The organism is Spirosoma aerolatum (assembly GCF_002056795.1).
Classification (GTDB): domain Bacteria; phylum Bacteroidota; class Bacteroidia; order Cytophagales; family Spirosomataceae; genus Spirosoma; species Spirosoma aerolatum.
In genome coordinates this window covers 2,774,370-2,786,755 of sequence record NZ_CP020104.1, presented here as the reverse complement: position 1 = coordinate 2,786,755, position 12,386 = coordinate 2,774,370, and the positions used below count along the sequence as shown (strand labels likewise).

At 52.3% G+C, this 12,386-nt stretch carries 9 protein-coding genes; all 9 read right to left on the bottom strand.

Features of this window, described 5'->3' with window-relative positions:
• Window positions 1–47: 47 nt before the first annotated feature.
• A complete protein-coding gene (gene pdxA, locus B5M13_RS11190) occupies window positions 48–1,115 on the bottom strand; it encodes a 4-hydroxythreonine-4-phosphate dehydrogenase PdxA (protein ID WP_080055748.1) in 1,068 nt (355 codons plus the stop codon).
• Window positions 1,116–1,228: 113 nt separating this feature from the next.
• Window positions 1,229–2,143 (bottom strand): dihydrodipicolinate synthase family protein, encoded by a 915-nt coding sequence (locus B5M13_RS11185; protein ID WP_080055747.1) that lies wholly within the window; start codon window positions 2,141–2,143, stop codon window positions 1,229–1,231.
• 3 nt (window positions 2,144–2,146) lie between these two features.
• Window positions 2,147–3,295: an iron-containing alcohol dehydrogenase gene (locus tag B5M13_RS11180; RefSeq protein WP_080055746.1), complete on the bottom strand. Its 1,149-nt coding sequence runs from the start codon at window positions 3,293–3,295 to the stop codon at window positions 2,147–2,149.
• Between the two features lie 174 nt (window positions 3,296–3,469).
• A complete protein-coding gene (locus B5M13_RS11175; protein WP_080055745.1) occupies window positions 3,470–4,603 on the bottom strand; it encodes a sialidase family protein in 1,134 nt (377 codons plus the stop codon).
• 271 nt (window positions 4,604–4,874) lie between these two features.
• Window positions 4,875–5,573, bottom strand: a complete 699-nt coding sequence (locus B5M13_RS11170) for a DUF3826 domain-containing protein (RefSeq protein WP_080055744.1) — start codon at window positions 5,571–5,573, stop codon at window positions 4,875–4,877.
• Window positions 5,570–7,090, bottom strand: a complete 1,521-nt coding sequence (locus tag B5M13_RS11165) for a sialate O-acetylesterase (RefSeq protein WP_218919489.1) — start codon at window positions 7,088–7,090, stop codon at window positions 5,570–5,572. Before B5M13_RS11165 ends, B5M13_RS11170 begins: the two co-directional genes overlap by 4 nt.
• Before the next feature lie 104 nt (window positions 7,091–7,194).
• Window positions 7,195–7,884 (bottom strand): hypothetical protein, encoded by a 690-nt coding sequence (locus B5M13_RS34100; RefSeq protein ID WP_245859949.1) that lies wholly within the window; start codon window positions 7,882–7,884, stop codon window positions 7,195–7,197.
• 8 nt (window positions 7,885–7,892) lie between these two features.
• On the bottom strand, window positions 7,893–9,170 hold the full coding sequence (locus tag B5M13_RS34095) for an exo-alpha-sialidase (protein ID WP_245859948.1): 1,278 nt from the start codon (window positions 9,168–9,170) through the stop codon (window positions 7,893–7,895).
• A complete protein-coding gene (locus B5M13_RS11155) occupies window positions 9,167–12,337 on the bottom strand; it encodes a DUF6298 domain-containing protein (protein WP_245859946.1) in 3,171 nt (1,056 codons plus the stop codon). Before B5M13_RS11155 ends, B5M13_RS34095 begins: the two co-directional genes overlap by 4 nt.
• Window positions 12,338–12,386 lie beyond the last annotated feature (49 nt).

Sequence of the window (12,386 nt, the reverse complement as noted above, 5' to 3'; positions counted from 1 at the left end):
GATAGAGTGAAAGAGCGAAAGCGTGGATTGCTGAACGATAGAAAAGATTATACCAACTGCCGCTCTTTCGCTCTTTCACTCTTTCGCTCTTTTGATAACCTCACCGCCGACTCAATGGCTAACACCATGGCATCGGGGCTGGCGACGCCTTTTCCGGCAATTTCGAAGGCGGTTCCATGATCGACCGACGTGCGGATGATGGGTAAGCCCATCGTAATATTAACCCCTTTTACGCTGTCCATCTGCTTTTTTTCGGCGTTCCATTTGAAGCCGGTCAGCTTGAATGGAATGTGTCCCTGGTCGTGGTACATGGCCACAACACCGCCGTAATAGCCCGTTGCTGCTTTCGAGAATAGGGTATCGGCCGGAACCGGACCTTCCACATCAAAACCACGCCGTTTCGCTTCCAGCACGGCTGGCAGAATTTCCTCGTCGTCTTCTGTCCCAAAAAGCCCCGAATCGCCCGCGTGTGGGTTCAGACCCGCTACGCCAATTTTCAGATTGGTTTCGCCCAGTGAGATCAGCCCGTTGTGCAGTAACTCGATCACTTCCAGAATCCGGTCTTTTTTGACCAGATCACAGGCTTGTCGAAGCGATACGTGGGTTGATACGTGAATCACTTTCATTTGGTCTTCCACCAGCAGCATCCCGTATTTTTTGGTGTTGGTATAATGCGCGTAGATTTCGGTATGCCCCGCAAAATGATGCCCCGCTTCGTTGATGGATTTCTTGTTGATTGGCCCGGTTACGGTCGCGTCGATTTTGTCGGCCAGGGCCAGCTCGATCACGGTTTTGACGGAAGCAAAAGCTGCTTCTCCGGCCATCGCCGATATTTCGCCGAATGTCAACTGCGCCAGATCGACATTCGCCAGATCGTATACATCGACCGTACCCAGTTCAAATTTTGCCTCATCGACAGCCTGAACTGGATTGATGAGGGCATTGAGGGCTAGCCGTTCGGTAATATCCCGAAAAACGTCCGCATCGCCCACCAGAATAGGATTACATAGCTCGTAAACAGCAGGATTCAGCAGGGCTTTCACAGCGATTTCGGGGCCAATGCTGGCCGGGTCACCCATTGTAATGCCGATTATCGGTTTATTAGTTGTGTTCATCGTGTAATGCGGGTGGAAACCCGCTAACTTTAGAAATCGCGGGTTTCCACCCGCATTACTGACAACAGTTTTAGCATCTGCCAACCGTAACCCGAAGGCTGTAAACGGCGAACTTATAGTTGTATCTCTTCCTTAACCAGCAGGTCGGCGAAGGCGGTTTTTAGCTCGGTTTCTTCCTGTTCGGAAAGAGGTTGCAACGGGGGCATCATGGTCGTACCGCAAAGGCCATTCTCCTGCATCAGCACTTTAAGCGCCCATAATGACTCGCCCAGCGTTCGACCCGACTGGTACACGTGGCCAAACAGATCGGACTGGTTCTGATAATAAAACGCCTTCTCTTCGTCGCCCTCTTCGACAGCCTTCAGCATATCGCGGTAGATGCCGGGAAACAGATTTCCGGTGCTGGGAACAAGTCCATCACTGCCCGCCAGTAAAGCATGAGCCGACCGGGCCGCCCAACCCATAAAATGGCTGAAATCAGGCCGATCAGCCCAAAGCGCAACAGACTCGGCAAGTCGTTCTGTACTACGCTCCGAATCTTTAAGCCCAACGATGTTTGGATGGTAGCTTAACTCGTCGATGAGCGAAATTGGAATCGACATGCGTGTTGTAGCGAAGATATTGTAGATGATCAATGGACCGTTCAGTTGATCGGCCAGTTGTTCGAAATACCGCTTCATCTGGGAATCCGACAGAGCGTAATAACTGGGCAGCGTAGCACATACCGCATCGACGCCCACATCAAAACAGTAATTCGACAGCTCGACAGACTCTTCCAGACAATTTCCCGAAATACCGGCGTATAGCAACATGTCGGCCGATTTGAGCCGGGCAGCTTCGTTGGCATACGCCTTCTTTACGGACATGGGAAGCGATGTGGCTTCGCCCGTTGTGCCTAGTACAAAGGGCATCGCTTCGGCAGCCTGCAGGTTGCCCATCATTCGTTCAACGGCCGCTACATCCAGTCGATACGTTTCGGTCAGGGGCGTAACCAGCGGAACAACAACACCCCGGTATTTCTTTTTCATACGTTAATAAGCGGCTGTATAAATAGCTATAGCATCCGCGCGGGTTATGTCGCGCGGATTATTTTTCAGTAATCGGGTGATCGTCAACGCATCGTCGGCCATCTGCGGAATGGCCTCATAAGGCACATTCACATCCCGCAAGCGGGCCGGAATGCCGCATTCCCGAATGAGTTCACGAATTTTCTGGACACCACTCGCGGCTGTTTCAGCACAGGAGTCTGCTCGTTCGCAGCCCAGCGCAACCGCCACCTGTGCATACCGACGAACCGAGGCTGGTATGTTGAACTCCATCACATACGGCAGCAGTAAGGCATTGGAAAGGCCGTGTGGCAGATGGAACAGGCTGCCTAACGGGTACGCCAGCGCATGAACCCCCGCCGTATTGACCGGCCCCAGGCAAAAACCACCGAGCAAACTACCCATCGCGACCTGTGTCCGGGCCTCTTCATCGGCCCCATTACGGACCGCCTGAACAATGTTATCGGCAATCAGGCGCATGCCCTCGTAGGCATACATGTCGATATACGGCTGCGCGAACTTGTTGGTGTATGCCTCCAGACAATGCGTGAGCGCGTCGATACCCGTTGCCGCCGTGATGGATGCCGGTACACTTAGCGTCAGCAACGGATCGACGTACACGATGTCGGGAACCAGAAATGGGCTGATGATGCCTTTCTTCTGATTATCGGCCTCGTCGACCAGGATGGCATTGGGCGAGGCTTCGCTGCCTGTTCCTGACGTAGCAGGTGCGCAGATCAGTTTTTTTCGGCGTCCGTTCAGGTTGCCGATGCCCAGCATATCGGTTAGCGTCTGGTCGTTTTCGAGTTGAGCGGCTACCAGTTTGGCAACGTCCAGCACACTGCCACCTCCAACACCCAGCACAACATCCGGGTTAAACGGCCCGACGGTTTGCATCAACGTCTTGAAGTCGGCAAACGACGGTTCCTGAACAATGCTGGTATCGATTTGTACGGCAATACCGTTCGCCTTTAGCGTTTCGACCAACGGGCTAAGCTGCGCTAACAGCGGCACGATGGTTATTAGCAAAACGCTTTGGGGCGACAACGCTCTGATTTCGTCGGCCAGACCCGCCAGAGAGCCCTTGCCGAAAACCAGTTTACCGGGAAAATGTATGGTTAAGTTCTGTGTCATTCGTTATTGTCTTGTTCAAATCAACCCCACCCCAACCCCTACCCTGATTTCAGGGGAGGGGCATAATGCGGAATCCGAATAGTCTTTTGTCTGTTTTCCAGAGGAAGGCCATGAGATGGACTCCAAAAAGTCCCTCCCCATATGTTAAGGGGAGGGATTAGGGTGGGGTATTTTCTACTCTTTCGTTATCTCGTTCGCTACAGGCGCTATGTAGCCGTCCAATGCAGGCCAGATACCGTTTTCAATGGGTTTTAGTTTTAGCTTTTTAGGGTCAATGACCGCGTGCTTGATCTTCTGCCGACGCCAGGTGTAGATCACATGGATCATTCCATCGCTGGTCTGAATCACGGAGGGGTACGAATACTGACTGATGGGAGAATCTTCCAGAATGACGGCTGCCAACCAGTTTTTACCATCGTTCGATACGGCTAAGTTCAGGGGCGTACGTGGCCCTTTCGCCAGATTGCCCGGTGGCAATACATGGTTATAGACCAGCACCTGCCGACCATCTTTCAGGGTGACTGCATCGGTGCCGGAGTTGTTGTTGGGCAGCGATGTTTTGGCCAGTGGTGACCAGGTTTCACCGTTATCCATCGACCAGGATTCAAGAATAGCCCGGTCTTTGCTGCGTGCCAGAATTTGTAGTTTACCGTTCCCGTACGTCAGAATGCTCGGCTGGATGGCATTCAGCGTTCGGTCGGCGTTGATCGGACCGATTTTTCGCCAGGTTTTACCGAAGTCGGGGGTGATTTCAAAATGTAGTTTCCAGCCGTCGCCTTCGGTACTGCTCGGGCAGAACAGATTTCCGTTGGCGAGTAGAACGGGTTTATTCTTGACCGGGCCAAGGTAGCCGTTGGGTAGCTTACGTGCGGTCGACCAGGTACGGCCGCCATCTGAGGAAGTTTTCAATTCTCCCCACCATTTCGAGGGACTCGGACCGACTTTGTAGAACAGCATCAGATCACCTTTCGGAATTTGATACAACACCGGGTTCCAGCAGGCATACCGAAGCGTATCATTGATGATGCCGTTGGCTACGTTTTGCGGAGGTAGCCAGTGCCCTTTTTCCTGCCGACTCACCCAGATACATACATCTGGATTACGCTCTTTAGTACCGCCAAACCAGGCCGACACCAGCCCCGTCGGGGTTTCGACAATCGTAGCTGCATGGCTTTCCGGAAATGGCGGATTTTCGACCACAAACTCATCCACCACCAATCCCGACTGCCATTTAGCCAGTTGCGCTACTGACGAGCTAAGCAGGGTAAGACAGAAGAAAAGGGTTGTATAGAGGGTTTTCATCGTCATTTTTTTATCTCTTTTTTTTTATTCCGACTGGTACGCCTAGTCCCCAGGGAGGAATCTCAAATTATCCTGATAACTAACGTGAACAACGGATAGAATCTGCAATTTTCCACTGATTGTCAGTTGTTTATACTATTGTTTTTTGTCATCCCGACCTAAGGAGGGATCTTCGGTAAATAGTCCCTTGCCCAAGATCCCTCCTTAGGTCGGGATGACAAAAAACGAGTATTATTCTATTCGTAAATCCTCCATTATTCACGTTAACTAATACCCCTTACGGCTTCTTCTCGGCGGCTTTTTTGGCTTTGATGGCTGCAGTGTAGGCACTATACATCTCCCGCCAGTTGCGGCCGTTGGCGTTCAGATACTGTTCTGATTTGGTTTTGTAGATCTCGAAAATGGCCGAGATTTCTTTCATGCTTTTGTAATCGACTGCCTGTTCGCGGGCCTGCTCCAGAAAGCCCAGAATCGTTGCTTCTTCGGTAGGAGTGATATTGGGGACAATAGCCCGGTAGCCGTTCATCGTGAAAGCCACTTTACCGATGGTGTATTTGTCCAGAATGGCGTTGACCTGGTTTTTATCCAGATCGTTTTGCAGCCCCATCATCAATGCCTGATGAACCGTTGCCGGAATGGCCGAATCGGCAATTAGTTGGCGGTCAAGCTCGGATAGCGGTTTACCCGTTAGAGGATTAATGCCTGCCGGAACCGTACTGGCCGGATGCTCATTATGCCAGTCGCGGACGGCTTTCAGATGCGTTGCGACCACGTTGGTCAGGCGACTTTCTTTTTGCGCATCGTTCAGGTTCAGCGAAGCAATCCACTCGGCCGCTTTCTTATCCAGTTCGGCATCTGCCTTGATTTTGGCATCAGCCGAAGGAACGGCCGGTTTGGTTGATTGCTCCTGACTGTAAGCGGGAACGGTTAGGGCAATAGCAGCCACCAACACACAAAGGGTGAGTGTCTTTTTCATTGGTTGTTTCGGGTTATTGATTGAGTCGAACGTCCGTTCCGACGATCCGACGTTGCTGAGCGATTATGTTCCAATAGGCGCTTACCCTTGAGCGGATTATCCGTTCGAAATGGCCGGGCGGGAAGCCCTTCTTTATTGAACAGATTTGGTTGGGCGGCTTCGTCCCAGGCAAAACGAACGGCTATCGGATGCGCCACACTGGGAGACGAAACAAGCACACGTTTGCCGTCGATACGCGCCTGAGCCGGAACAAAAACGCTATCGGCCCCAGCCACCGTAAAGCCCGTAAGCGGTTGACCGTCTTTGCTAACCAGACCACTACCGATTTGCGAGAACGTCAGCTCAGCGGAGCGTCCTTTTACCGTCATCTTGTCAAAGACAGGCCCTTCGGCAACGATGTCAGCTTTGTTGTAGGTGTTGGCTAATGCCAGCAGGGCCAGCCGCCGACCGATTTCCCATTTGAAAGGCGGATGAATATCGGACAAGTCAGCAGCCAGATCGGTTGTGGTAATCATGCCTGTGTTGGGCATGGTCAACACCCATTCCTGCGCTTCGCGGAACTCGGGCAAGGTTTCTTTGCTCAACACAATCTTCTGCTTCGATTCGGAGTACTTGAACGGAGCCAGCGAGACGTAATAAAACGGTAGTTTCTGATCTGACCAGGCAGCTCGCCAGCTTGTAATCAGCGTTTTGAGCTTGTGCGAATAGGTGACGGTTTCGTTCAGAAAACAATTGGATTCGCCCTGATACCACAGAAAACCCTTTATGGCAAACGGCACCAGCGGATGAATCATCGGCTCATAAAATTTGCCCGGTTCTCCGTCAATCTTCTGATTCGTGTAAAAAATATCTTCACGAAAAGCAGTCTCCGAAATCCACGGTTCAATCCGGCTACCCGGTACGGCCGACGAGATGACACCAATTGGTACGTTCAGGTTTTTGTAAAGCTCTTTGGCGAAGAAATAAGCGGGTGCGGAGAACGACCGTAACGCTGAATCTGCTGCCACGCCCCACCCGCGATGGAGTGAATCGGGCTTGCTCAACTCTTTGCGGTTGACCAGAAAAATCCGAATCTGTGGATTGTGCGCAAAGGATAACTCTTCAACGGGATTGTGTCCATCGACGGGTTGAGTAGCCAGTGCCGGGTTCACTTTGCTGTTTTTCCGCATCGTGTACTCCATGTTCGACTGCCCGGAACACAGCCAGACTTCACCCACCAGAATGTTTTGCAGTCGGATCGTATTCGTCCCGGAAATGACCAGTTCAGCTGGTATGGCCGACGCTTTGAGCGGTTTCAGGGTAACGCGCCATGCCCCGGCGGCATCGGCTGAGGTTGTGAGATTTTGCCCGGCAAACTGAACCGTTATGGTCTCGCCAGCCGCAGCTTTTCCCCAGATAGCCAAGGGTTTTCCCTGCTGTAGCACCATGTTATGCCCCAGAATGCGCGGCAATACAATCTCCGCTTTCAGTTGTGGTGAAAGGAGGAAGAAAAAGGTAGCTAACAGTTTATGGAACACAGATTTTTATGATGGTTATGATTTATTTTTTAGTTAAAAAACTGATTATCAATAGACACAATGGCAAATCTTAATTGATCATAACCATCATAAAAATCTGTGTTCTATTCAGCGCGTGACGGCAACGAACTCGTTTTGAATGACTTGATTACAAACACCGCTTCGGCTTCCAGTTCGCCCGCTTTGGGCAGATCGTAGTTCTGATCGGTGGGTGTATCGGCATCGGGAAACCGGCGAACCCCACCCGTTCGGAAAACTACCCGGCGAAACGAAGCCACCGGCGCGAAAAATAGCCTGGTTCCTTTAGGCTGGCCGTTAACGAAGGCTGTAAACATCCGTTTGTCGCGGTCCAGCTCGATCCGTACGTCGTACTGTTTAGTAGCTTCATATTTCTGAATCCCCGAATCACGGTAGCCAACTTTGGCTTTGAACAGGCTATCCGCATCGAACATCAGTCGAACGGCCGCGTTGCCTTTGGCGTCCTGAAATTCAATCTGGAGTGTGCCTTTGTTGGCTTGCTGAGGGACGACCGTAAACTCGACAGCCAGCTTCTTCGAATCAGGGATTACTCGCTCGGCTTTGGCGTAATCGAAGGGGTCTTTGTCCCGAAGCACCAGCGCTCTCGCACCTGCTACCGATTCGATTTTTGCCGACGCGTATAGTGGACTGTAGAGGTTCCAGTATGTCAATTCATCACCGGCAGGCATCAGCGCAAAGGTTTCGTTCGGGTGAGTCGATACATCACCAGTGATTGATACCGGAATTTTCGATACCCAGATATCCTCCTTGTTCATGCTGTAGGTCACCCACAGATTACCGTCGGGGGCGTACCGTTGCCTTCTTCAATACCTCGTACATACTGGGGACCGTATGATTTATACGCCCCACCGTACCGCATCGTCGTGATCTCGCCATTGACCAGCAGCAGATTAGTATAGTTCAGCCCATCCTTACTGGTTGAAACGGCCAGCGGCCAGCGAAATTCCGACGGATTATAGACAGTGGCGAATAGCCCATCGGAGGTGCGTTGCCCCCAGATTTTGGCGTTGCTGTTCACAAAGCCCGGTGCCCGTAGCGGATTGTAGAGCCAGGTTTTACCCTCATCCTTGCTGATGCTGGTCAGGGCGTGTTTCCAAAGCCCCACCACCCGATTGTCGGGCAAATGGTAGTAGCTGAATGCCTTTATGTCTTTTTTGAGCGGAATAAGCGGATCGTTGCGGTCGGCCTCTTCTACCCACTGCTGCATCATCAGCGGATTCGCCAGCAGTTCGTTGCAGGCCTCCACAAACCCCTTGTCTTTCGAACGGGTATAGAACGGATATGCCGATTTCGCCTTGTCCCAGGATGAATTGTATCGAATGAAGTAAATCGGCCCAAACGTGCCATCTGCATAAATTTCACGCACCACCCGACCAATGCCGTTGCCGTCGTTGGGATCATCTTTGGGCCCCATCACGATACCGTAGAAAGCCAGTGTCAATAGCCTGCCATTCTTAGCAGTGAAGAAACCCATACGCTGGTGCATGACCGCATACAAATCGTTAGCGACTTCCGGGCGACCTTCTTTCTTCCAGCCATCGGGAATTTTATACGGGGGAAAAATAATGGTCGGTTTCGACCAGGAATACCCGTCTTTTGAAGTCAGCAGCAGCGTTTGCCCCGGTGGAACGTGTTCACCAACCGGATTGCTGAGGTATTGCAGGTAGAACGTCTGGTTCCAGTATGCCAGCATAGGCGCATGGTTGTAGGTCCAGTTGGTACCACCCGCTAGTTCAGGGTGCTCCCGATTGGCCCGAAACACCTGAATGTTATGTACACCCACCGCCGGACTCAACTGCCCGTGGTGATAATCGACATTGGATAAGGTGGTGCCGACATAACGAACCGTATCCTGCGCGTAGGTTTGGATGAAGAGAGCGAGTACAAAGGTTAGGGTTTGGACACTAATCCGCCCTACCTTTTTTGTCCTTCCGACGATAGGAGGAATCTCAACGCTACGAATAGGAAGGCTTGAGATTCCTCGTTCCCCGGAAGGACAAAAGCGCGTTGCTGAGGTTTTATTTATGCTGAAAAATCTCATAGCCCTTTACTTTTTTTTACCCAAATCACCTCAGGTCCGTCGCTCTGTTTTTTCAGACTAACCATACCGCCCCCTTTTACAGCCTCTTTCGATTTGGTTAAAACGCCCGTTTTGGGGTTGATGTAACTCACCGAAAATGAACCGACCGATTTGGTCAGGTCAAGCTCAACAGGGGTATTACCTTCTACGTAGATGATGTAGCCCGTTTTTTCGCTGCCCATCGCCCATTGATTAGCTGGTTTTTGCGGCAACTCCATTGGCTGCATCTGGGTGGCATCGGTCAAAAATTGCGGATCGGTTACTGGGGGCACGTTTGGCATGGAGCCGCCCGCCATCAGCACCGCCCAACCCATTGAGTCGTAACTATCAGAGGCATAGGTGACGGCTTTTTCGGGGAATTTCTGACGGTATTCACAAACCGCCCGGTACACCTGCTCGAACGATGTTTTTTTCGGAGGAGTCAGTCGGGCGTGTTGGCGCGGAGCCAGATTTTGCCCACCTGCCGGTGCATAGGCCGTACCGTTGGCCTGGTAATACCAGTACCGAATATCGATCAGATTAACCAGCGACGCCCGCTTGACATCCGCCAGAATCGCATCCTGAACATCTTTGGTCGTGCTCAAGCCAATCGTTGCTTTTCGGCCCGTTTCCTTCTGCCATTCACCGATTACGTCGAGCCAGAACTGGACGAAAGGCAGTGGCCCGGTAAACTCGGCACCGATCAGTTGCACCACCCCCGTATTGCCCGTGAAGTTGTCGAGGCATTTGCGGATATAAGCCCGATGCAACGCCCGACGAACCGGATGCGAGACATCGTAAAACTGCTCGGCCATGAAAATTCGCTTGTCCCCGGCATACGGTACTGGCTCCGGGAATCCCGTATGATTGATGTTGTTGGCCGGTCGCCAGGGGAAATCGGCATAGTGCGCCCCCGCTTCAATAATATTGTGCTGGAAATAATTTTCGTGAATGAGTATCAGTCCTTTTTGATCAGCGAGGTCAGCGTATTGCCTCAGGCGATTCCAGTACCAGGCATTGTATTTCGTCAGATCATATTTGCTGAGGCCATCCCAGGCGGTTTCTTTGCCGCTACGGGCGAAGGGTAGTTCATAAAACGGTGCCCACACGTCGCCATCCATCCGACGAATCCGCTCGTGATCGTCCCGGCGACGGTCGTACCAAAGGCCATAGTTGTGGTCGATAGCCAGAATATTATCGGCCTTCATCGAATCGGTCATGGCATCCAGATTGTCGGTCAGGCCGCGCCCCGTCATACCGGGTACAAATCGGGTAATGTGCGGTTTGGCATTCGGTAGGCCATAAGGTCGTGCGCTACCGTTCCACCAGGTGACTTCCTGCCGTGTACCAGTCAGGAGTTTGGCTCCCCGAACGAGTTTTCCGTGCAGAACCTGCATCGGCTCGGCCGGTCGGCGGTCCGACTTTGCAGCAGCCGTTTCTTTGGGAGTGCCAATGGCGTCGATAGACGGAGCGTTCGACGCTGTTGAAATGGCTTGCCGACTGGGAGCGGCCATGATAAAATCGTACAAAGTTGGCGCCGGACTGACAGCCTGTTTAGTCAGTGCCGCAGCCACTTCAATTTTCGGGCTACTCGATGCTTCGGACTCTACCGGCAGCAGGATGGCTCTATCAGCTACCTTATCACCCAGACGGTCTTTCAGTTGCGCATAATACAAACTCCGGGGTTGAATATGCTCGTTGGCATTGTCCCAATAGCCATCCCCCGCAAACTGCGCCCAGATGCCGAACGCCCAGTTTTGTGCCGTTGGGGGCTGGTAACAATCGACGCGGGCGGCTGTCGACTGCCAGAAAACGCTGTTAGCTGCATTCCAGCCAGCGCCCTGCTCGTCCTGCCCACGATTGGCAAAGCGCAGGGCATTACCATCGATCGTTACAACATCGAACAGCACCCCCGATGCCCAACTGTCGATACTGCCGCTGAAACTGTACGGCAAATGGGATTCGCACTGCACAAAGGCATTAGGGCCAGCCGCACAGAATCCGACGGCAAAATCATGGTAACCCGATTCGGCATATAAACGCTGACAAAGAACCTGTTGGCCACGCACAAAAAACGTATTACGACGTTCGCCACCGATTTCGGAAACGGGAGCCAGCGATTGGCAATCTTCGACGGTGATGCGTCGGGCGGTTTCCTGAATGTTTACCGCTGAGCCAGCGAAATGTCGAAAAACAACCTGCCTAACCCAGGCATCCTGAACATTTTCGAGTACAACAGCCATCCAGCGATGATCTTCGTCTTTGGGATTAGCCTTGTCGTAGGCAGATTCGAGTTGGAGATTTTCGACCCCCGCCTGGGTGATCCGGCCTGGCCAGTTGTAGCTGGCCAGCGTACCTCCGCCATAGGTCGAATCCAGGGCTGTTGTAATGGGTGCATCGAGGGTCAGTTCCGTGCCGTTGATGGCCATAATCTGCCGATCCCAGTGCAGATCGCGTTGACCCGGTTTCCAGCCTAATGCCGAAAGGCCACCGCCAAACGTATCGGTGCCGAGTTTCTGAATCCACTCTTTAGTAGAAGGTCGCCGTATCTGCACGAAACCCCCAACCTTGAGAGCAGTTGGGTTCGTTACGTGCATTTTTGTCGCATTGACCGGCACGCAGGCGTCTGAAATGGTGATTGCTGTTGCTGATTGCCGATCTGCTTTTCCCGAAATAGTAAGTACGTTGTCGCGGCTGGTTCCTGTGCCCAGAAGGGTGGTTCCGCCAGCGTTCATGCCGCTACCCCGTAGCACCACGCCCGAAGCGTTGATACGCAAGCTTCCGGCTACTTCGTACACCCCTTTTTCGAGTAAAACCGCTCCCCGGAACCCATCATTGCCCAGCGGTAGCGATGCCACATAGTCTAGTGCGGCCTGAATACGCCGGGTCGCATCACCTTTCCGAACCGGCACAACTACCCTGATTGCTACGTTCGGGATGACCTCGTTACCTGCTTTATAGCCGCAATACGAAAAGTCGGGAATGCGATTGCCGCGCTCGTCGGGAGTGTACGTCAGGTGCCCATCATTTCCTACTGCCACCGGTTTAGCGGGAACCGGTTTGTTCTTTTGCGCATACACGTCTGCCATTCGCCCAAAAATGGCGGCAAGCAGTGTAAGCAGAAGAATGAATGAGCTAGACTTAAGCACGGTGATTTAGGCTAATTGGCTACTTATGTATTTGTGACGTCAGGTTTAA